Origin of the sequence: Veillonella montpellierensis (assembly GCF_947090115.1) — a bacterium.
Lineage (GTDB): Bacteria > Bacillota > Negativicutes > Veillonellales > Veillonellaceae > Veillonella > Veillonella montpellierensis.
Genome location: NZ_CAMUMS010000001.1, coordinates 195,119 through 219,517, shown reverse-complemented (window position 1 = coordinate 219,517; position 24,399 = coordinate 195,119). Strand labels below are relative to the sequence as shown.

Here is a 24,399-nt window from a genome sequence, read left to right as displayed (position 1 = left end):
TTATTATACATGATATTCTAAATTTTATCCATATATGAAGCACAAGGAGTGCACTACAGAGTCTGTAATAGTCAACTATTTGTAGCAATTTTCTTTCTTACTCCATTCATCAAGAGCTAAATGCCGAATGCTTCGTACCTAGCTCGCTCTCGGTAGATTGGATGCCGTTCAACTAATCCCTTTTCAATGCGTGCCTGCTCTTGTTCTGACAAGTTCTGCATATGGCCATTCGCTTCTAAACGCTCTACCTCTCGTTCGTTCGCCCACGATTCAATATCTTGTTCCGTGGCCAACATACGATCCATCACTTCGCGAATTTCTTTCGGTGGCAAACCACCTAGCATGGATACCTTTTGATACAATTTAGTAAGCCATTTAGCAAACTGTCTAAAGGCTCGTTGCAATGATTTCGTCGGTGCCGAACCATCACGGACATAAGCTTCAAATCCTTGGGCAAATCTTTCATGTGCGGTACGGTTTGTATCGGCATCCGCCCCTTCCTGGTACCCCGTCCATGTCTTGATGGCTTCCCAATCACTTACCACCTCTCTAGGTGCACCTTCCATGTTGGCCAACATGCGTAAATCTTCTAAAAACACATGGCCTGATTCATGTACAAACGTAGAGAAATTAGCACTATCAAAGAGTTCTACTAACTTTCTTCCATCATCGTACATAGATGTTACGCCCCGTACGGATTGATAATAAGAAGAATTTTCCTCTTTTAACTTGCGTAAATCTTCTTCATTTGGTATAGTGTACGTAAAGAAATCACTGATGTGGTATTCCGTCGATGGCAATTGGAGCCGGTTGACCGAATACCAATCGGTGATTTTTTTTGCATTCAAATACAACGCTTTTTCTTCTTTTCCTTCTAATTTATTTTTATACCAACTTATAGAAGGAGATAAAGACTTCATATTATATTTTGCATATGTACTAGTTATAACATTAACCTTATATGTACCGCGACTACTATCAGCATCTAGCTTAATCGGAATAATAACATTAGCATTATTAACTGGATACTTTAATTGAACCATGGCAATAATACTACCTTTTTGTGTTTTAGATTCAAACACGGCGATAGGGTCAGACAATTGTTGAATTAGATTTTTAAGCCCCGCCTTTGTAATTTCAGGATGTTCTTTCATGATTTTACGAATTTTACCGACACCCATAACAACTTCATATGGTTTTGCCCCTGCCAGTTGTAACGCAAGCGGTGTAGTCATTACTCTAACGTGCATACCTGCGTCATAAGAATCCAAATTGTCTATAATCTTACTCCAGTTTGCTGTATCAGTTTTTAGTTTTGCCTTAGCCTCTACGATTTGTTGCTTTGTAACACCTGCGGGTTGTGATTGATAATAGGAAGTATTTTCCTCTTTTAACTTGCGTAAATCTTCTTCATTTGGTATACTGTCATCAATAGATGTCATTTCTGTGATATTGGATATTGATTTTCCGCTCACAGTTATGGCATCTTTTTTTGTACAATTTACATATAATAAATGGTTATTGTTTATCTGTTCTCTATACCATAAGTCTTTTTCTCGTGGAAAAATAGATACAATAAAATACCCATCTGTCTTTAAGTTAAAGGAAATTGGAACACTTGTAAGTTTTCCAGTTTTGCTTTTAATTCCAATTACAGATATAAATGTATCTGCTTTAACTGTTCCCGTAGTAACATCATAATTTTCAAATACTGCAATAGGATCGGCCAATGCTGTAGGAAGTTGTTTTAACACATCAAGATCATATTTATTAGCATGTTTTTTATTCAGCACTTTACTAAGAATATTGTTTTCAATAAACAACTCCTTATTTTGCATGCCAATCATTTGATATACTAACGGCATACTCATCACACGATGACGATATTCTGTAACCTTATTAGCTTTAAACGCATCAATCAGCGTGCCCCACGCTTCTGTATCCGCTTTTAATTTTTCCTTAGCCTCTACGACTTGTTGCTTTGTAACACCTGAGGGTTGTAATTGATAATAGGAAGGATTTTCCTCTTTTAACTTGCGTAAATCTTCTTCATTTGGTATAGTGTACGTAAAGAAATCACTGATGTGGTATTCCGTCGATGGCAATTGGAGCCGGTTGACCGAATACCAATCGGTGATTTTTTTTGCATTCAAATACAACGCTTTTTCTTCTTTTCCTTCTAATTTATTTTTATACCAACTTATAGAAGGAGATAAAGACTTCATATTATATTTTGCATATGTACTAGTTATAACATTAACCTTATATGTACCGCGACTACTATCAGCATCTAGCTTAATCGGAATAATAACATTAGCATTATTAACTGGATACTTTAATTGAACCATGGCAATAATACTACCTTTTTGTGTTTTAGATTCAAACACGGCGATAGGGTCAGACAATTGTTGAATTAGATTTTTAAGCCCCGCCTTTGTAATTTCAGGATGTTCTTTCATGATTTTACGAATTTTACCGACACCCATAACAACTTCATATGGTTTTGCCCCTGCCAATTGTAACGCAAGCGGTGTAGTCATTACTCTAACTTGCATACCTGCATCATAAGAATCTAAATTGTCGATAATCTTACTCCAGTTTGCTGTATCAGCTTTTAGTTTTGCCTTAGCCTCTACGACTTGTTGCTTGGTAACAACTGCGGGTTGTGATTGATAATAGGAAATATTTTCCTCTTTTAACTTGCGTAAATCTTCTTCGTTTGGTATACTATCATCAATAAAAGAAGTTATTTCTGCAACACTGGGTGAAGATTGCCCGATTGCAGAAATAGCTTCTTTTTTGGGTTATAGGACAAAAAGTGTTGCTAAAAAGTCTGGATCCCTTTGATTTTACTGGCTTAAATAAGGTTTTATCTTTCTAGAGAGATATATTTTTTAGAAGGAGTATAATTATGAAACTAGTCAGATGTCCTAATTGTGGTTTCGTTTGTAAGAGAAATGGTAAAACAAATGCGGGTTCTCAACGTTGGTATTGCAATCAATGTTCTTGCTCATTCACAAATAAAGTGAATAAAACTAACAATAATTTACAGATGTTTTTGGATTGGTTATTTGGTAAATGCACACAGTTAGATATGTCTGGCGATGGTCGTTCATTTCGTAGAAAAACATCACAGTTTTGGGAACTTTGGCCATTACTACCAAAAGTTAAATCATCAAGTAGCGTGGTATTTGTTGATGGTATTTATTTAGCTAGAAATGCTTGTATTTTAATCTGTTGTAATGAGACTCATATCTCAGGCTGGTATGTTTGTAGATATGAGCATTCTAAGGCTTGGGAGGCTTTATTACGACGTATTTCATCACCTACAGTAGTCATATCCGATGGTGGTACCGGCTTTCAAAAAGCATTAAAAAAAGTTTGGCCAAAAGCCAAACTACAAAGATGCTTATTTCATGCATTTCAACAAGTAAAACGCTATACCACAATACGTCCTAAAACGATTGCTGGGTGTGAATTATATGGGATTGCAAGGGATTTATTAACGATACATACGCAAGATCATGCTGTGAAGTGGATACAAAACGTTATGTTGTGGAAAGTACGACATAGAGTATTCCTATCAGAAATGACAGTTGATGAAAATGGTACGATACGACCTAAACATGAACGACTTATAAAAGCAGAAAATTCCTTAGTTAAATTAATTAATAAAAGATGTTTGTTTACTTACTTAGATGCATCGTTAACATGTACTTGCTCAGCTACTAATAATCGTATAGAAGGTGGTGTAAATGCTCAGTTACGCACTATGTTACGTAATCATAGAGGAATGTCTATTGAAAGACGAATAAAAGCGGTATTCTGGTGGTGCTATATGCACTCACCGAACCCGCTTTCTAATGCAGAAATACTTAAGGTTATGCCGACCAACAAGAGTATTTCTGATATATATCATACCATACATGAACAATCTAGGTTAGAAGATTCTATTCCGACTTGGGGTGATGCTATTGTTTGGAGTGACTTGCATAATTATGATCGCCTATTTACTAATCTTTGGGATTGAAATAGCAACACTTTTTGTCCTATAACCCTCTTTTTTTGTCCGATCAATATACAATAAACGTCCACGTTTCAATTGTTGTTTATACCACTCTACTTTTTCCCGCGGGAAAATAGAAATAATGAAGTTTTTATTACTACTCTTACTAAATGATATAGGAACATTTGTTAATTTTCCGTTTTTACTTTTAATTTCTATTATAGAAATAACAGAGTTATTTTTAACTTTATTGGTAACAACATCATAATTTCTAAACACTGCTACAGGTCTTGTTAATGCAATCGGCAGTTGTTTCAATACATCATGCTTATATTTATCTCTATGTTTTTGTTTAAGAACTTTATTAAGGATATTATTATCAATGAATAAATCCTTATTTTGCATACCAATCATTTGATACACCAATGGCATACTCATAACCCGATGTCTATTTCCTGTAACCTTATTAGCTTTGAACGCATCAATCAGCATGCCCCACGCTTCTGTGTCCGCTTTTAATTTTGCCTTAGCCTCTACGACTTGTTGCTTTGTAACACCTGAGGGTTGTGATTGATAATAGGAAGGATTTCCCTCTTTTAGCTTGCGTAAATCTTCTTCATTTGGTATTCTATCAGTAAAGAAGTCATTAATTTGATACTTCGCTTGGGGTAATCTGAACCCCTCGTCCAAGTACCATTTAGTGGCTTTTTTTCGTTTATATATAGTGGTTTTCCATATTTATCAGATGTTAATCTAGCATGATACCAATCTTTACCTACTGTATCCTTTGTATATACACTATTTATTAGATTGTATACATACATACCATTCCTCTTAACTTTATTCAGTTGCATCGGAATAATTATATTTAGCCCGTTATCCGCCTTAATTTCAGCCATTACAACGATACTACCACTCACTGTATTGGAAGGAAAAATCGCGATAGGATTTGCCAATGCGTATGGTAGTTGTTTTAATGTATCTTTTTTGATATCTTTATGCTCTTTCAATATAGTGGCAATTTTGCTTTGTTTAATAACTATATCATGGTTTCCTGCCCCTATATTTCTAAGTACCATTGGAGTTGACATGACTCGAATAGGCTTGGTACTTTTATACTCATGAATAGTAGATAATTTTTCTCCCCACTGCTTCGCATCTAAATCTAATTTTTGATCCCCCTCTAAAGTCGTGCTTTGTTTAAACGAACGGGTATTATACGTTCCACCCATTTGAATAGATATGTACCTATCCATGTAGTCCTTGGCCGTAAAATCCCACTTCCCAGCTTTTTGCATAATGTTGGCCATCACATCTGCGTGTGACGCAAATAGCAAGGCCCCCTCTTTAGCTTGTTTCGCAACTTCTCGATTCGGAGATTGTCGCAACGTATTGTACACATCTTGAAATACTTGATACCCATCTTTACTAAAGTTCATACGCATGGCCACGTCTCCCTTAGCGATTTTGTCTACTGCACCCTCTAGTCCTTCGATGTCACGAATCGATTTCGATGCTTGCTCCATCTCGTCATAGGTTTGGTCAATCATTAGGGTAGCCTCAGGGTCATTTTGTACGCTTTCCTTTTCTAGCTGCCTATTGTACGCTATAACACGCATTCGTTCTGCCTCAGGTGTAATTACATTAGAATTAATCCCGTCCATACTTACATAAGGAACTGAAACGCCATTTTTTTCGGCCTGTTTAATATTTTGATACTGTCTATTGTATTTCTCACGGAACTCCGCTTGTGCTTCTAACAGAATCGTATGATACGTCTGTGCCACATGGTCATGATCATCTAATACATCGTTTGGGTATGCCGTATTTATCGATAAGCGAAGCTTTAAAACGCCTAATTAGAAAAACAACAATCTAGTATTCCCTGGTGAATGTGGCAATCCTTATAATTCAACTATGTTTTCTAAAATGTAAAAAGTTCGCCACTGTAATCGGCAGACATGATTTTACGACACATGATACTCATCATACACACGTCACCTTATTATTAAAAGCAAGTGTAAACTTTGAGGTCGTACAAATGAAGGTCAGAAATGATTCATGCTAATAAAAGATGGATACCTTCGCTCATATTTCACCAATTATGGAATCCACTATGGTAAAAAAGATTTCAAATATATTCCAGAATGATGTCTAAATAAGGTCAAAGGCTACACTAATAAAAGATGGTAAACAAAAAAACCGCACCAAAGTGCGGTTTATAGTGGTGGATCAACAGGGGTTCGAACCCTGGACACCCTGATTAAGAGTCAGGTGCTCTGCCAGCTGAGCTATTGATCCATAAGGATACAACTATTATAGACCCATATTATTCAAATGTAAAGTAAAATCTTTAGAAAGATAAAAATAGCCAAAAAGACCAATCATATGTGCTATCTATATATTGTCTACTGTCAGTACAATGACTATGTTAGTATATTATAGGCGCCTTAAAATATCTTGTTTTTTACTTTCAAATTCTTCATCAGTAATAACACCCTCATCATGTAATTGTTTTAATTGACGGAGTAAGGCCGAGAAATCTAATGCTGAATCGATTACTTGAATGCCCTCTGACGTAGATTGCTCCATCCTTGTAATCATATCACACTGATTTGTATCAATTCTTGTATCAATTGGGATATTATCCGCTCCTACTATATGGGGAAATATAATAGTATGTTCTCGTAATTGATGGGTCTTAGCAAACTCATGGTGAAGCCACCTTATAATAGAATGATTAATGGAGTTCGATAATATGTCAAAAACTGCCAAACATTCGTCATCACCTAGGATACTTAATGAGGCATGTGTATTGCTTACTTTATTATATTTAATTTCTCGTATCGCTAATGCCGAAAATGATGCTGTAACTCCATATCGTCCAAAATATTTCACCACTAAATTTGTTACGTCATAAGTTAAATGGACTTGTAGCATGCGACCACCGGGCCAGTATTCTTTACAGTCTTCTCTGTTATTATCTTTTTTCGTCCAAAAGTTAAATAATCCCATTCGCATACCTCATCACGATTTTCTATAATGTACATGATCGTATATCCTATTACCCACCTATTTTCCACATAGGTCGTGCTGGTTGCACGATACTTTTACCATCATGTTCCTCTTTTTTCAATTGTAACACATTTTTTATATGATCTGCTAACTCGTTAGATTTCATACCATTTCTAACTAAATTAATCAGGTTAGATTCATCATCATGTAGTAAGCATAAACGTAAATATCCATCGGATGTAAGTCGCACACGATTACAATGTTTACAGTATCTATGAGACATAGCAAAAATAAAGCCAATAATAATGTCATCTGGTAGTTGGTAATACGAAGCTGGTCCAAAGCCTTTCACAGTTTCAACTTCCACTAATGGCGCTCCTACCAGTCGTTCAATCTGAGACTTCCATTGCATAAAAGTAGGCCCATCAAATTTCTTATGTTGAAATGGCATATATTCAATAGCTCGCCACACAATTTTCCATTTTTTTACATACGAGAGTACATCAAGAATCTCATCATCCGTCCACTGTCGTGTCAAAACAGTATTTATTTTAACAACATCAAATTCGGCTGAAAGTGCTGCTTCTATACCAGATAATACATTAGGCAATTGATTTTGCTTGCCAACGCATGATGCAAATATGTCCGCATCCAGAGAATCTAAACTAATATTAACGCGATTCAATCCCAATTTTCGTAATCGATGTGCTTCATGAGAAAGTAGACTTCCATTCGTCGTCATTGATATGTCTTCAAACCATCCAGTTTTATATATTCTTTCAACTAATTCATGCACATAAGGATATAATAAAGGTTCTCCACCTGTAAGGCGAATAGCTCGTACACCCAATAAATAAAATGCTTCTATAATTACCATCCATTCGTAAACTGATAGTAATTCTAACTGTGTATCCGTTGTAATTTCTGTAGGTCTACAATAGGGGCAACAAAAATTACAGGCTTCCGTTAATGAAAGACGTATATACTCAATATGTCTACCCCATGCGTCTTGTACCATAGTAGCTCCTATATTTATATAACTTGAATCATATCACCATTTTTAATTATGCCGCCAATGATAACTTTAGCAAATATTCCTTGTGTTGGCATAATACATGATCCTACTTGTTTTTGTATTTCACAACCAGAATGACATTCTTTACCAATCTGAGTCACTTCTAATAAAGCACTTTCGCCTATTTTTAAATGAGTTCCCACTGGTAATTCATATAAAGTGATTCCTTCTACCGTAATATTTTCAGCAAAATCTCCTGGATTAACTTCTGCACCTTTCTGCCTCATTAAATTAATGCTACCAATACTGAGCAAACTAATTTGCCGATGCCATGGACCACCATGAGCATCTCCCTTTATGCCAAAATTAGCAATCAATTCTGCCCTCTCTATATTATGTTTTTTTTGTCCTTTTTTCTCACTCATAGAAATAGCAATTACTTTACCTATGATAGATTTCATATATATCACCTAATACTTTTTATCTATTAACAATACTGAGTTATATTATATCACAATATATTTAATAATATAAATATACTAGCATATGCTATCCTTAATAAGATTACTAAAAAAATCATATACTATTCTATACAGTATACAACTATTCACACTCTTATTCTGTGAAAAATATCTCACGCTAATGGAGGAATATAATATCTATCTAATTGATATTTTTTCCTTGGTATTTTTAATATTAGTTCACTGACCGTTATTTATATAAGAATATAACTTTTTAGAACTGAAAACTATAATAGTTAATTCATATACTTTCATAGTTTATCTTCTTCTATTGTCTTTAAAAAACGATATTCCTTATAAAAATACTATCAATATCTGTAATCTAAAGGTTGGTAACATGACTTGACTCCTCTTCTCACCTAAACTTTCACGAACCATCAATCAATAGTACTGTTAGTTATGTGATTATTGGTTTACCCATTCTATTCACAAGAAGAAATTAATACATAAAGCATAAGAAAAAGAGGAAAGTTGATGCAATTTCATCAACTTTCCTCTTTTGTATGTGGGTGTAGAAAATAATCTACAGATACTTTTTCACCATACTATAAATATACTTAATGCAGTAATCTAATAAACGACACAACATCTTCTATTAATGGTATGCTAAGAATTATGTGTAAATTTTATCGTTTTGGTATAACAGAGCCTTCTTCTCCTACCCCATTAAATAAAAGATTTAATGCTACTGCCATAAAGCTACCAAATGTAATCCCACTTTTCATAACAATTTTTGCCCAATCTGGAAAATTTTGATAAAAATCAGGTGCAGCCAATGGAATCATAGCAACGCCAATACTAATAGCCACTAACATTAAATTATAGTTTCCATCAAAATTCACTTTACCTAATGATCGAATACCACTGGCAATAATCATGCCAAACATAGCTAATCCTGCACCGCCTAAAACTGCATTAGGAATACAAGCAATTACTGCTGCCATTTTAGGGAAAAGACCCAGTACAATTAAGATGGCCCCTGATGTAGCCACTACGAATCGACTCTTGACACGTGTAACAGCTATTAATCCAACATTTTGAGCAAATGCGGTATAAGGAAAACTATTTAAAATACCACCTAAAAAAGTAGATAATCCATCGGCCCGCAAACAAGCTGCCAACTCACGTTTTCCAATTTTTTTATTAACAATTTCACCAATAGCAATAGTATCACCAGTTGTTTCTACCATAACTACTAACATAACAATCAACATAGAGACAATCGATGCCCAATCAAATGTAGGATATCCAAAAGCAAATGGTGTCACTAAAGAAATCCATTCAGCACTTTCCACTGCTTCAAAATTAACAACTCCCATAAACCCAGCAATAATAGTGCCAAAGAGAAGTCCTAGTAATACAGCAATATTACCAATAAAGCCTTTACCATAACGATATACAAATACAACAATCATAAATGTTAGAAAAGCCAAGCCTAAATTAGTAAAACTACCAAAATCTTTAGCGCCAACACCGCCACCCATCCAATTAATAGCAACGGGCATAAGTGATATACCAATAATTGTGATAATCGTACCTGTTACTACTGGTGGGAATAATCGAATTAATCGACTAAAATATGGGGCCGCTAAAAATGTACAAATACCAGCAATAATAATAGCACCATAAATAGCTGTAATTCCATGTTCCATACCGATCATAATCATAGGTGATACAGCCGCAAATGTAACACCTTGAATCATCGGTATTCTGGCTCCTACTTTCCAAAACCCAATTGTCTGGATTAATGTGGCAATCCCACAAGTCAAAAGGTCTGCATTAATCAAACGTATTAACGCATCAACTGGCAAATGTAATGCTTGTGCTAAAATAATCGGTACTGCTACAGCACCTGCATACATAGATAATACGTGTTGCAATCCATAGGTGAGCATTTTAGAAGCTGGTAATATGCTATCAACCGTATTTTCATTTCTAATCATCTGTTCGTCGCTCATAAGTCCCCCGTTAAACTATTAAAATAATATGTACTTCTAACGTATATAGTTTACCTTATAATTACAACTTATGCAAATGAATTATTTATATTTCTTACTAATAAATGATAATTTAGATACAGTCAAGTAAATAATCGCATTATATCACTATATCCGTTTGTAGGATCTCAATGGTAACCATAAATTTGTCATATTACTGCTATAAACTCTAAGTAGATGGCACTGTACGAATGTGGAATTTTAATAATCTATAATGCAATATAACCGATGCCAAATGCACCGGTTATATGAATAAGAGAATTAAATTTTTATTAATATTTTCTATACACCTATCAATATCTGTATCTATTTTTGCTAATGAAATAAATATATGTCTATAGACTAGATTACTACTTTAGCACTGATAAAAGATATATTAATATTATTTTCACCCTAGTATTACCTATTATAATATCATTCTTCACACTAATATCTATTATCATCCAATAAAATGTATACTATAAATTAGAATCACTATACTATACTTACACATCATATAAACTTATATATCAATCGAAAGTAGATTAATTTCACATTACCTCTTATAAAGTATCAATCTGAGAATAGCAAATATCATTAAATTCTTTCATATGTGTATGTTTGCATACATCCAAAGCTGTCTTATAATATAAAGCTGCCTCTTTTATGTTATTCTTTTCTTGTGCAATATATCCTAAGTAATACATAGCTGCACCAATATGTAATCCATAGCGTCGTGCCATAGTTTGCGTAACCTTAAAAAAGTCCATAGAATTTTTTAAAAATTGTTCAGCTATATCCCACTGCTTGCATTGCATATGCAATATACCTTGCAAACGTAATAATATGCCAAGCTCCTTATGATAGTTGGATTCCATAGCCAAATTCATAGCGGCTTCAAAAATATTTTCAATATCAACAGAAGTATCTGTGAATAATTTTAGAAAAATGAGTTGTCTATATACGGCTAGCAAATAATCTGATTTATGAATATCCTCAGGCATAGCAATAATCTTTAAAAGCAGCTGTTTAGCTACAGCAACATCTCCGACTAAAATACAGTATCTTGCTTTTGTCATATAATATGATGAAAAAAAATCTCTCACTGTATTATCTTCTATCAAAGACCAGTCATCAATATCTTCTGATTGATGAGCTTCATATAACGCATCTAATTGATGTAACAATGTATGACTTTCAGAAGAAAAAATATACTTCTTATTAGTAAATAATAACAAATCAATGATTTGTGCAAATGGAAAAGGTGCATAAGGTCGTTCAAACTCATAGTTAATTAGCTTTATTTTATATCGTGCAGATCGCCAAATATTTCCTGCTTTTTCCCATGTAGCTATTAATTGTCTATATAAAAGCTCATCATCTTCTGTGTAAGATAGTTCCTTTTCAAGCTGAACTGCTTCTAAAGCAGCTACTTCATTAATAGCATCTTTTGTAGGTAGTGCAGTCGATTGCTGTGCCTTGCGCAAGGGAGCAACAAGATCTTCAATGTCATCACTAATGGCGCATAAATCATCTTTCTCAAATATTTCTTTCAATAATTCATAAACCGCAATCGCTTGCGCTGGTTTTCCTAAATCGATATACGTACGAATTAACATAGCGTACAAATCTTCATTATACGGATCTTCTGATAATACCATACGTGCATATGATTCTAATTCAATAAAATCCTCAGTTTCTTTTGCGATATTAATTTTTTCTACTAACGCTTTTAAATAAATTTGCTTAATTCGTCTTCGTTCTGACAAATACCATTCTTCATAGGATACGGATCCTTTAGTAAAAAAACCTTGTAGGAATTCGCCTTTATATAACTTAATATTATCTATTGGTGCTAAAAGAAATCTATCAACATCAATGAAAATATTGGTTTCTTCATTTAATTGTATTACTGATTTTACTGGTGATATAAAAACATTTTCTCCCAACAACTTTTTCGCTTCATATAAGGCATTTCTCAAATTTTTACGCGCAATTACTTCTGTTTTATCTGGCCATAAAAGTCCACCCAATTCATCACGCATCACTGATTTCTTTATAATAATATAATATACTAATGCATTCACCTTATTATAGGAAAAGAACATTTCTTTACCATCTTTAATAATTCTTGGGGTTCCTAACAAGTTAACTTCTAACACTTCAGCCATAGTATGCCCTCACTTTATATTGGATAACTTCCCTATGTATACTGTATAAATTTAGTTTACACCACCCTGTATCATTCAACAAGAATTGAAACTATAACTGACAGGCACTTATGATAGTCTCTTCTTGTTCATCAACCAGCGATTCAATAGCATTCATCGTAGACTTCAACTCTTCTACAAATAATGTATCTTTGATACTGGCTAAATTAATTTTCACATTGAGAAAAGCCGACTTAACTGCAGCGCGTGCATTAATAGCTGCAATAGCTGCATCAGTTACAGTATTTTTATTTCCCTTTTCTATGGCTTGTTGTGCTAAAGGGAATATATCTGCTGCCAATACTCCAATTTCTAAAGGTACTAGTGCTGCATTCTTATAACAATTCTGAATAGCTTCTGTACGAGCAATCTTTTCCTTATCAGTATGTTTCGGCAATTGTAAGGCACTCATAAAATTAGAAAATACTTTCATATCTTCTTCTGCCAATGCAAGAAAACGACTTCTCATAGTACTAGCCTTTTTCTGTAATTCTTTCATATCTGATGTAACAGTTTCATACCCAGATTTATCAATCGTTAAATTAGCAACCATTTCTGCTAATGCAATGGCTGTTGCCCCCGTTATAGCCGCTATTGCTCCACCTCCTGGCGTAGGCGCTTTAGAAGCAGTATGGTCAATAAATTTTTCTACTGTTGTAATTTTTAAGTCCATATCGATTCCTTATTTATTAAAACAATCCTGTAATTGTGCCATCAGATTCAATATCCATATGTAACGCAGCAGGTTGCTTAGGCAATCCTGGCATAACCATTACATCCCCAGTCCGACATATAATAAACCCTGCTCCTGATGCCACGCGCACATCAGATACGGTTACCACAAAATCTTTAGGTGCCCCTAGCAATGTTGGATCATCACTTAAAGAATATTGTGTTTTTGCCATACATACTGGTAACGATGAAACATCCCAGTCTTCTAACTGCTTAATTTGCTTAAGTGCTTTATTAGTAAAGATAACATCCTTTCCACCGTAAATAGTTGTAACAATTTTTCGAACTTTTTCTTGAATACTTTCATGTATATCATACACAGTCTTAGGTACGATGGAAGTGCCTTCTACCATATCAGCAATGCGCTTAGCCATATCTATAGCACCAGTACTTCCCTTACTCCAAGATTCATTCAAAGTAACATCCACGCCATAATTAGCACATTTTTCAAGGACCATATCTACTTCATCTAATGTATCACTGGCAAATTTATTAATAGCCACTAATACTGGCAGACCAAAGTAACGCATATTTTCTATTTGTTTGGCTAAATTAGTAAACCCCTTACTAACGGCTTGTATATTTTCTATATCCAATTCATTCTTAGGTACACCGCCATGCATTTTTAATGCGCGAATGGTAGCCACAATAACTACTGCATCTGGATATATACCTGCATAAGGACATTTTATGTCCAAAAACTTTTCTGCTCCTAAATCAGCACCGAATCCAGCCTCTGTAACTACGATATCACTTATTTTTAAAGCTAGTTTGGTTCCTATAATCGAATTACATCCATGAGCAATATTAGCAAATGGACCACCATGAACAATCGCAGGATTATGTTCTAATGTTTGTACTAAGTTAGGTTTAATAGCTTCCTTCATGAGAAGAGCCATCGCACCTTGACATCCCAATTGATGAACATATACAGGATCTCCTTTTAAATTACAACCTATAATAATATTGCCAAATCGTTCTTTTAAATCATCTAAATCTTTCGCTAAACATAAAATGGCCATGATTTCTGAAGCAACGGTAATCATAAATCCATCTTCACGAGGGAATCCACATACTTTTCCCCCTAAACCAACAGTTACATGACGTAAAGCACGATCATTCATATCCAACACACGATTCCAGGTGATTTGTCGTATATCAATTTGTAATGCATTGCCTTGATGAATATGATTGTCTATAACAGCAGACAATAAGTTGTTAGCGGCGGTAATGGCATGCATATCACCAGTAAAATGTAAATTAATATCGTCCATAGGCACTACTTGAGCATACCCACCACCTGCAGCACCGCCTTTAATTCCAAAAACTGGCCCCAATGATGGTTCCCGCAAAGTTGCAATCGCTCTTTTACCAATTTTATTGAGTGCTTCTACCAAACCAATGGTAGTGGTAGATTTCCCTTCACCTGCTGGCGTAGGTGTAATGGCTGTAACTAGTACTAATTTACCATCTTTCTTGTCTTGTAATCTATGAATAGCATCAAAAGAGACTTTTGCTTTATAATGACCATATTGCTCAATTTCATCTACTTTTAAACCACATTTTTCAGCTATATATCCGATTTTTTCCATTTTATTTGTTTGAGCTATTTCAATATCACTTAACATATAAGCCTCCCGATTTGTCTACTCCATAAGTATAATTGTTTTTTATAATAACACAATTATACAGTATCTATACATATTTCGTCTAACAAATATTTTTTGTGTATTATTTAGTGTTTTTGACTATTATTAGACGGCTAACGTATATGCTTAATGTGTAGATGGTGCTCTACCAACTATATATTTTATATTAGATACTATATACTATACTAAATACCTTACTCCTCAACATATCTTTAGTATATATTCAGTCTATATAAATTTGCGAGCCCTCCAATAAAACCTCGTATTTCATCCTCATATATAGATATCTGATATAAACAATCCATTCTCCTTCAAAAAGACTGCATCAAGATTATGTAGATTGCTACTAATTTTAATGCAGTCTTTTTATACTAACTTTCTGCGAATAACATATTATCCTTAAAAGTTATTATTCTCTATATAATACTATCTGTCAAAACAGCTACTATTCTTATGGGTAAAATGGGAAAAAAATGGGTAATAAAACTAAGGATACGATAATAGAAACAATTACTAATGGTCCTCCTGCTTTTATATAATCCATAAATGAATATCCCGCCACATTATAAACCATTGTATTCGCGGGCATACCTATTGGTGTTGCATAAGCACAAGAACTACCAATCACAATAGCTACTAATACAGCCTTAGGATCTGCTCCTATTTGCGCTGACAAAGAAATTGCAATAGGAACCATTAACGCACAAGCTGCTGTATTAGACATAACATTTGTTAATATAGCAGTAATCAAAAATAATACCGTCATCATAATAAAAGGATCTGGATTCGTACCCATTGTATTAATAATTGTTGTTGCTATTAATGTACCTGCCCCTGTTTTTACCAATGAAGAAGCCAATGCTAGTGACCCAACAAATAAAAGAATCGTTTTCATATCAATTGATTTAACGGCTTGAGTTTCGTTAATAACACCTGTTGCTACTAGTACTAATGCGCCAATCCAAGCAGTAATATATAGCTTAATACCGATATAATCTTCAAATATCATCCCTATTATAGTTGCGATTAATACAATACTAGCAATCCACTTTTTCCACATTGGAACGTCACTATAATCATTAATCTGTTCATACGTACTATCTGGAGTCCTTGATGATTGATTTGGCAACAATTTAAACCCTATAGTCGTAAAAAATAGAATTCCGATAATCAGTACAGGTAGTCCTATGATCCCATAATCAAAAAATCCAAATTTCATATGTAAGATAGATTCTAAATTGGATTGAGCAATCATATTACCAGGTGCACCAATTAGACTTAAATTACCTCCCATAGCGGCTGCCATAGATAAAGGCATTAACAATTTTGTAATTTTAAGACCTGAACTATTAGCAATTCCAATAACAACAGGAATTAAAACCGCTGCTGTTCCTGTATTTGACAAAAATCCAGATAAAATTCCTGTAATTCCCATAACTGCCACCAGTAACATTCGTTCTGTTTTAGCAAATTTTGTGACTAACGATCCTACATATGCCGCTACACCTGTTTCAAAAAAAGCAGCCCCTACTATAAACATTGCCATAAATAATAAAACATTTGAATCAACAAAACCGTTAAATACTTCTTTAGGTGTTAAAATACCAGTAATATTTAAACCGATGGCGACAACCATTGCTGTAATCGATAATGGGATTTTTTCCCAAATAAACATAACTACTGCAAATACTAGAAATACTAATGTAATACTAATAGCATCCATTTTTACACTCCTCTCAGAACAAATAACATCAGCCGCTCTCACATTCCATTATGTCTTCTACGAAAAGCTATTTAGAATCCATTCTTATTGACGAATTTAATCAAATACCTCAAGATTACAACGCAACAAAAAGATTTCAATGTACAATTTTCTAAAGATATATTGTAATGATTTACCAATCGTTAATCACTACAGAAATAATGGTATGATTAGCTTTTTTATAAATCTATTTATTCTATATGTAGTAATTATTTTATAAAACTTACATGTTTATAAATATCCATTAGTACTTCTTCTTTTTTCTTGTTATATTCTACTTTTTTTTCTTCAAAATAATTACGACCATGTGTATCAATAGATACAATAAGTGGGCCAAACTCTTTAACACGGCAAGTCCACAATGTTTCAGGCATGCCTAATTCTTTCCAATTAGCTTGTTCAATTTCTTCAACTTCAGTAGCGGCTAGTACGGCATTACCTGCAGGAAATACAAGATGCAATGCTCCAAATTCTTGACATGCACGTTGTGTTTCAGGTCCCATACCACCTTTGCCCACAATGATCCTCACGCCTGTATTCTTAACAAATTCATATTCAAATTTTTCCATTCGCATAGATGTAGTTGGTCCTACAGAAATCATTTCATACTCATTGTCTCCCAATTCACGCACAATTGGTCCTGCATGCAAAATAGCTCCATTACGAATATCTACAGGCAACTCCCTACCATACTCAACTAATCGACGATGTGCTACATCTCTACAAGTTGTAATATGACCTGTTAGATATACAATATCGCCTGCATGAATATTTTTTATGTCTTCTAAAGAAATTGGCGTTGTTAAAATTTTCTTTTCCATTAAAATGTCACCCCACTATGCGATAAAATTTTATATGATCCATCTTTATTGAATATTATGTGCCCTCTTCGATGATTCCAACATCCCACATTTACAGCTACACTAATAACAGATGGATGGCGCGCACCTCTTTCAATATTGACGCCCAATACAGAGGCACTCCCCCCCATACCTTGTGGTCCTAAATGTAATGCATTAATACCATCAGTTAATAAATCTTCCATATACGCTGCTTTTTCATTTTCATTTCTAGAAGATACTGGTCTCATCAATGCCTTCTTAGAGAACAATGCTGCTGTATCAATTGAAGTAGCAACTCCTACACCTACCAGTAATGGAGGACATGCGTTTAAACCGTAACTTGTCATTAGATCTAAGACAAATTTCGCTACCCCCTCATATCCTTCTCCTGGCATTAAAGTTTTTCCACTACCTGGCAAAGAACAGCCTCCGCCAGCCATATAAGGAAATATTTCTACATCATCACGATTAGGTATAATATCCCACATAATGTACGGTGCACTTGTTCCTATATTTTTACCTGTATTGTATTCATCAAATGTTTCAACACAATTATGACGAAGTGGCGCATTCTTTGTAGCTATATAGGTTGCATTTCTTAATATACTTTCCAATTCCCCTATAAAAGGATACTGGGCCCCACATTTTACCCAATATTGAAGCACTCCAGTATCTTGGCAAGATGGTCTTTTCAATGCCATAGCTAACTCCATATTTTTTTTCATAGTCTCATAAATAGTTCTTGCTAATGGATTTTTTTCATCACTTGCTAATTCTTTAATTTTGCTTTCCACATCATCTGGCAACTTTCGTGCCATATATGCAACAAATTCAGCAATAACATGAGTCATTTTTTCTAATTGGTTTGTATCGCTCATAGAAATCCTCCAATACCTATGTTCTCATAATAAACCGGTAAATACTTACTAAAATATACTACTATCTTTATATACTTATACTCATATATAAATCATAGCTTCTATACTTTTATTCTAATTAAATTTATAAAAAGCTCTATCCAAATTAAAAGATGATATTATCAATAAATTTTATGCATATTAGTAATTTTTACTATTCGTTTTTCGAACTATATATATTATTTTCCCTATATTCTATATATTTATAATTAAAATCATAATCAATTACATGTATATAGCACTAGTAAGAATATAGTTAATCCTCTTTACTTATAGTGATAAAAAATTCATTATTCTATAAAAAAATAATGCCATAACATAGATATGCTATAGCCTTATTTATGTAATCATTATATAAAAAAACGCCTATTGGTATTCTTTTTATATATTCAATATTTTTTCTAACTCACTTCGAATTTTATGAAACTTTTCACTATTAATTTTATAATTCTCAATATCCTTATTCTCTATATCTTTCTCACTCTTCATCACTTTCAGCAAACCAATAATTTCCTCATCACCAGTATGAATAAACTCTTTCCAATCGTCTAAATAAGTTTGTTTTATATCAGCTTTTGAGTATCTCCTATACTCAGATGGAGTCATTTTTAAATATTTTTTAAAAGCAGTATTAAATGCTTTTATATCTGAAAATCCACACATATTGGCAATAATTGCAATCCGTGTATCAGTATTAGCTAGCAATATAGCTGCATCTCTTAATCGCATTCTAAGTATGTACTCTATAAAAGAGATACCTAGTTGTCTTTTAAAAAATTGAGAAGTATAGCTAAGATTATATCCTCCTATCTTAGCTATATCAGCAAGAGTAATTCGCTCTCTATAATGTCTATCAATATATTCAATCATCTTACTAAATGTAGCTTGTATTTCATCTACTGGTCCTACACCTTTAGGAATTTGCCATATTTTACTCACTTTTTCATATACGGCTCTTGACATATTAATAAATAACGATTCTATTAACATATAATCTGTAGCTATAAGGTTACTATTTTTTTGTAGTAATAATAATTCAGCCATTTGTGCACGAATGTATCGGTAAAAAATATTATCACGCGTATGGGCATTAGAACCTATGCAAAAAACATATTTCTTAAAGTTTTTATTAAAACTAGAAAAAAAATTAATATCAATATGCAATACCATCGCAATACTATTTTCTTCTAGTGCTAATGTGGCATGTCCACACTGTGGTGAGTAAATAATTACGTCATTTGCTTCCATATATGTACATTCACTATCATGACACACTTCAACTTTTCCTTTTAACAACACAAGTACTTCTGTTTCTGGATGCCAATTATAATGGTATGATCCCACTTTATAAATATGACTATTAAATCTAATATGATTATGATCATATTTATACTTAAAATATTCCATAGAACCTCCCGATGCACTTATCTCACATATACCTAACTATATCTACTACTAGAACACCTACATAATGCCTTAGAATATAACTAGTATGGCAACTATATGACTACTTTTTCTGTAATTCTATTATATGTATCAATGGATGTTTTATTAAAATAATCGAGTACAGCAACACTTTTATTACTATACGTATCCTACCCATGTAGCATCTTTTAAAGGAGGTATTACTATACTAGATGCGAATGACCAATAATATATTTTAAGATATATAAGATTTAATATATCAGTTATTAATTGATTCCAACTCAGAGTCAGTATATGGGTGATCAATGCGATAGTTAATCGCATCAGCAGTCGCCTCTTTTTCCCAGCGAGCCACTACTACAGCAGCAATACAGTTGCCGGTTACATTACAACAAGTACGAGCCATATCTAAAATACGGTCAATTCCTAAGATGATAGCAATCCCTTCAACAGGAATACCAAAAGCAGATACGGTACTAGCAATAACAATTAATGCTGATCCTGGTACACCTGCAATTCCCTTAGTAGAAACCATAAGAACAAGCAGCATACCAATTTGTGCCGTAATAGACATTTCAATACCATACATTTGTGCTAGAAACATGGTTGCTAAGCAACTATATAAAGTAGATCCATCCAAGTTAAATGTATATCCTAAAGGAAGTACAAAACTAACTATATGTTTCGGTATGCCTAACCGTTCTAACTTATCCATAGCAATAGGTAGTGCCGCTTCACTAGCAGATGTAGTAAACGCTAATAATAATGGTTCTTTTAGTGCCACTATCAATTTAAACATGCTAACTTTAGTAAATGCTGATGCTATGGCTAATACTAATATTAAGAATATAATTAGTGCCACATATAAACAAGCAATTAATTTAATTAATGGCAATAACACATCAAGACCATATAGTCCAACTGTATAAGCAATGGCGCCAAAAATACCAATAGGCGATACTTTCATAACATAATGTGTTACATTAAACATAATATGTGTTACATCTTTAGATAAGCTAATAATAGCTTTTCCTTCATCACCAGCTTTGGCGGCAGCAATAGCAAAAATACAGCTAAAAAATATAATTTCAAGCATATCAGCACGTGCCATTGCATCAATAATATTAGTAGGTACAATATTGACTAGCATTTGTATATGATCTAACGGTTTAGCATGAGCGGCCTTTTGAACTGCTTCACTAGCTTGTGCTGCAATATTGACACCATGGCCAGGCCCTACTAAATTTACTAATAATAAGCCTATAATTAATGCTAATGTTGTTGCTACTTCAAACCAAACAATAGATTTTCCGCCTAATCGGCCTAATTTTTTAAAATCTCCTGTACCAGCAATGCCCATGATTAAAGAACTAAATATGAGAGGTACTACTATCATTTTAATCATTCGTATAAAAACATCGCCTAATGGCTTCATTGCCTTACCTAAATCAGGAGAAATAGCACCGACAATAATTCCCAGTACTAAACCAATTAAGATCCATGTTGATAAACTAAGCTTTTTTAAAGACCCCATATTCCACCTCATTATTCATCATACACAACAAAATACTCCCAAAGAAACTTTAGGAGTGTTTTGTTGTGACTATACTTTCCACAAAGTATATCATATTTTTATGTAGTTGCCTATTCATTTTTATTAATAACTAGTCTATCGCAATATGATTACAGAAACCTCATCGCCCACCTCATAATGCATAGTTCCTTGAGGTAGTTTTGCCAACCCATTAACGGCTTGTAGGCCGAGTAACGCACTGCCCGAAAATAGTTTATTAGGTCTAAATATAGGTTTGCCATCTATCAATATAATCTGTCCTTGTACATATCGATCAACAGGATTTTTTTTAGTAAGAACCACTTCTAACTTACAAGTCATGACAGACAGGTCTGTACACTTTCGTCCTTGCAATTGATAAATAGTAGGTAATGCAAGTAAATACCAACTATTATATGCTGCTGCTGGATTTCCCGATAGACCCCAAATACATTGTAATTTTTTTGTATGTCCAACATATCGTTCTCTAATGCACCCATACGACGCCGCTCCTGGTCGCATCATAATACGTCGATATAGGCTATCGCCTCCTAATCGTTCAAAAATGCTAGGCATATAATCAAATACGCCTACAGAAACGCCACCAGTACTAATGACAATATCTACCGTATCAATACTAGTACGAACTCGTTCAATTTCCTTTTCTAATAATGTTGGATCATCGCTGATATGGCAATAGGATATATTATTAATCCCCGCTGCCCGTAATAATCCAGTGAGTAAATAACGATTCGAATTAAATATTTGACCTTTCTCTAACTGATTTCCTGGTTCAATAATTTCTTTTCCTGATGTAATGACTGCTGCCGTAAGTGGTTTATATACACTAATCTCTGTATATCCTAATCCTACCGCCATCGATATTATACCAGCATCAATACAAAGTCCTGGTTCCACTACAGTCTGTCCACATTTACATTCTTCCCCTTGAGGGATAATATTCTCCCCTGAAACGTGATTTCCTTGTATAGAAATAGTAGTACCAATTCTACCATCTCCTACACACTGTTCTTGCATAATAATCGTGTCACATGAATCTGGAACTGGAGCCCCCGTCATAATTTTAATACATTCACCCTTAGAAATATTCTTTTTATAATCTACTCCAGCACCAATTACATCAATCACCTTATATTCTTTACAATTAGGTTCATAAGTAAGTGCATATCCATCATAAGGAGATTTTCTAAAGGCCGGTATATCAGTCTTAGCAATAATCGGTTCTGCTAAAATATAACCTAATGCCTCATTGATAGGTACCACAATAGATTCTAATGAATATTTGCTCAAGGCAATTTTCCATTTTTTTCGTACTTCTTCTACTCTTATGCCTGCCATACACTACCTCTTTCTAAGCAACTGAAATAAATTATTTCCTAACTATATAGCGACAAATAGCATCAACTAGTAGTTGAAAGGATGTGTCATCCTTATAGGAAAAAAGAATTGGCGGCTTACCCTTATTACAAGATTCTCTCATCATATCCATATTATGATTCATAATAGATTTAAAAAATTCACCTTGTCCTGTGTCATGTAATTGTGCCACTCCCACGCGAATACTTGTATCTATTAAATCTTGTATATCATGATGCTCTATTGTTCCTATCTTAGATGATTCGTCGATTTCTACTAGTCCCACCAACTCATTGAAGGGGGTCATAAGCTCTTCTGTATAATTTTCTCGAAATACTTCAATAGTAGGAAATACACCTTGTGTTCTCGTTTCCATAATAACTAATTCGACGGGAAGAATCTGTGATAAATAATACATCTGATTTTTATAATCTGCTTTAATTCGAATTGCTAATTCATTATGACTCGCAATCATAACAGCTTTTGCCCCTGCTTTAATGGCCTCATCCGTATCACTACCCTCTTTATCCATTGTAAATTGATGCGCATCACTTTTAATGACACCTGTTACGACATGTCTTTTTGTTAGTTCACTAACGAGTTTTTTAATAAATGTGGTTTTTCCCGTTTTTCTACGCGACGCTACCACAGAAATAATAGGTACATCACGGTTTTCACTTTCAAAGCGAGCCCTACACCACTGATATTCTTCATAGGTATTCATATTCATAAACATATGGCGATAAGCATCCATTACAACAAGATTGGATTTTACTTTCTCTACTACTGTTTGTAATGCATAGAATCCATCATGATAGCTAGTAATAAATTTTTTTAATAATGACCTATGATAGACTCCTGCAAGAGGTTCACTATAGCCATCATGAACAGGTATATACGACTCGACATTTTCATAATCGCCACATGTATAAGATAGTAACAATTGATAATCAACAAAAGGCATATCTACCGCTATCACTAGGTTCCAGTCACATAGAGTAGATTGAAATGACTTAATGATTCCTTGTATGGGGCCACAAGAAGGAATCGAATCGTATACAACTCTAATTTGTTTCCAATCATCCTCTGATATGTATTTACGAATCGTAGAAATAATATGCTCATTTAGCTCTGAATCTACACCTAATGAAATAATAATCTCTTGAAATCCTGCTGCTAATCCTTTCCGAATCTGCTCTACAATAAGCACTGAGTCGCCCCAAGGCAATAGGGCTTTACAATAGCCCATGCGAGAACTCATACCTCCCGCCATAATAATTAAGCTCATATTAGAAATTCTAGAGTACATAGTTTCTTCTATAATTGAGTTTCTATTCATCGTATTACCATTCTCTATTTTCATACATGCCATCTTCGCCTCTTACATCCTAATGATATAT

General features: G+C 34.0%; 18 protein-coding genes and 1 tRNA gene. 1 reads left to right on the top strand and 18 read right to left on the bottom strand.

Annotated features, from left to right (window positions below; all coding sequences use genetic code 11):
- Positions 1 to 116: 116 nt before the first annotated feature.
- Entirely contained in the window at positions 117 to 2,555 is a 2,439-nt protein-coding gene (locus P6940_RS01035) for a hypothetical protein (RefSeq protein ID WP_277292924.1), read from the bottom strand.
- Between the two features lie 356 nt (positions 2,556 to 2,911).
- On the opposite strand from P6940_RS01035, the gene P6940_RS01030 reads away from it, so the two are divergent.
- The gene (locus tag P6940_RS01030; RefSeq protein WP_277292923.1) at positions 2,912 to 4,030 is read left to right on the top strand and encodes an IS1249 family transposase; all 1,119 of its coding nucleotides are present in this window, start codon (positions 2,912 to 2,914) and stop codon (positions 4,028 to 4,030) included.
- Here P6940_RS01030 and P6940_RS01025 read toward each other — a convergent pair.
- The 17 genes from P6940_RS01025 to P6940_RS00945 all read right to left on the bottom strand — a co-directional run bounded on the left by P6940_RS01025 (position 4,007) and on the right by P6940_RS00945 (position 24,362).
- Positions 4,007 to 4,696: a hypothetical protein gene (locus P6940_RS01025; RefSeq protein ID WP_277292922.1), complete on the bottom strand. Its 690-nt coding sequence runs from the start codon at positions 4,694 to 4,696 to the stop codon at positions 4,007 to 4,009. The genes P6940_RS01030 and P6940_RS01025 overlap by 24 nt on opposite strands.
- A complete protein-coding gene (locus P6940_RS01020; protein ID WP_277292921.1) occupies positions 4,603 to 5,793 on the bottom strand; it encodes a hypothetical protein in 1,191 nt (396 codons plus the stop codon). The genes P6940_RS01025 and P6940_RS01020 overlap by 94 nt, the downstream gene beginning before the upstream one ends.
- 438 nt (positions 5,794 to 6,231) lie before the next feature.
- Positions 6,232 to 6,307, bottom strand: a tRNA-Lys gene (locus P6940_RS01015).
- Positions 6,308 to 6,445: 138 nt separating this feature from the next.
- Positions 6,446 to 7,021 carry an SHOCT domain-containing protein gene (locus P6940_RS01010; protein ID WP_277288626.1) on the bottom strand — a complete coding sequence of 192 codons (576 nt, stop codon included), beginning with the start codon at positions 7,019 to 7,021 and terminating at the stop codon, positions 6,446 to 6,448.
- Positions 7,022 to 7,070: 49 nt separating this feature from the next.
- Positions 7,071 to 8,039: a GTP 3',8-cyclase MoaA gene (moaA, locus tag P6940_RS01005; RefSeq protein ID WP_277292920.1), complete on the bottom strand. Its 969-nt coding sequence runs from the start codon at positions 8,037 to 8,039 to the stop codon at positions 7,071 to 7,073.
- 14 nt (positions 8,040 to 8,053) lie between these two features.
- A complete protein-coding gene (locus P6940_RS01000) occupies positions 8,054 to 8,497 on the bottom strand; it encodes an MOSC domain-containing protein (RefSeq protein WP_038151398.1) in 444 nt (147 codons plus the stop codon).
- 686 nt (positions 8,498 to 9,183) lie between these two features.
- A complete protein-coding gene (locus P6940_RS00995) occupies positions 9,184 to 10,500 on the bottom strand; it encodes a nucleobase:cation symporter-2 family protein (RefSeq protein WP_028257178.1) in 1,317 nt (438 codons plus the stop codon).
- A gap of 596 nt (positions 10,501 to 11,096) precedes the next feature.
- Positions 11,097 to 12,704, bottom strand: coding sequence for an AfsR/SARP family transcriptional regulator (locus P6940_RS00990; RefSeq protein WP_028257179.1), 1,608 nt, complete (start codon positions 12,702 to 12,704; stop codon positions 11,097 to 11,099).
- Between the two features lie 91 nt (positions 12,705 to 12,795).
- A complete protein-coding gene (locus tag P6940_RS00985) occupies positions 12,796 to 13,416 on the bottom strand; it encodes a cyclodeaminase/cyclohydrolase family protein (protein WP_028257180.1) in 621 nt (206 codons plus the stop codon).
- A 16-nt stretch (positions 13,417 to 13,432) separates the two neighbouring features.
- Positions 13,433 to 15,103 (bottom strand): formate--tetrahydrofolate ligase, encoded by a 1,671-nt coding sequence (locus P6940_RS00980; RefSeq protein WP_277292919.1) that lies wholly within the window; start codon positions 15,101 to 15,103, stop codon positions 13,433 to 13,435.
- Positions 15,104 to 15,575: 472 nt separating this feature from the next.
- Positions 15,576 to 16,847 carry an SLC13 family permease gene (locus P6940_RS00975; protein WP_028257182.1) on the bottom strand — a complete coding sequence of 424 codons (1,272 nt, stop codon included), beginning with the start codon at positions 16,845 to 16,847 and terminating at the stop codon, positions 15,576 to 15,578.
- 248 nt (positions 16,848 to 17,095) lie between these two features.
- Positions 17,096 to 17,707: a L(+)-tartrate dehydratase subunit beta gene (gene ttdB / locus P6940_RS00970; RefSeq protein ID WP_028257183.1), complete on the bottom strand. Its 612-nt coding sequence runs from the start codon at positions 17,705 to 17,707 to the stop codon at positions 17,096 to 17,098.
- On the bottom strand, positions 17,707 to 18,606 hold the full coding sequence (gene ttdA, locus P6940_RS00965; protein ID WP_038151408.1) for a L(+)-tartrate dehydratase subunit alpha: 900 nt from the start codon (positions 18,604 to 18,606) through the stop codon (positions 17,707 to 17,709). The genes ttdB and ttdA overlap by 1 nt, the downstream gene beginning before the upstream one ends.
- Before the next feature lie 420 nt (positions 18,607 to 19,026).
- Entirely contained in the window at positions 19,027 to 20,052 is a 1,026-nt protein-coding gene (locus P6940_RS00960) for an AraC family transcriptional regulator (protein WP_038151410.1), read from the bottom strand.
- A gap of 277 nt (positions 20,053 to 20,329) precedes the next feature.
- A complete protein-coding gene (locus tag P6940_RS00955) occupies positions 20,330 to 21,604 on the bottom strand; it encodes a dicarboxylate/amino acid:cation symporter (protein ID WP_038151412.1) in 1,275 nt (424 codons plus the stop codon).
- 135 nt (positions 21,605 to 21,739) lie between these two features.
- Positions 21,740 to 22,981, bottom strand: coding sequence for a molybdopterin molybdotransferase MoeA (locus P6940_RS00950; RefSeq protein WP_028257187.1), 1,242 nt, complete (start codon positions 22,979 to 22,981; stop codon positions 21,740 to 21,742).
- Positions 22,982 to 23,012: 31 nt separating this feature from the next.
- Positions 23,013 to 24,362: a molybdopterin-guanine dinucleotide biosynthesis protein MobB gene (locus P6940_RS00945; RefSeq protein WP_197049763.1), complete on the bottom strand. Its 1,350-nt coding sequence runs from the start codon at positions 24,360 to 24,362 to the stop codon at positions 23,013 to 23,015.
- Positions 24,363 to 24,399: the final 37 nt, after the last annotated feature.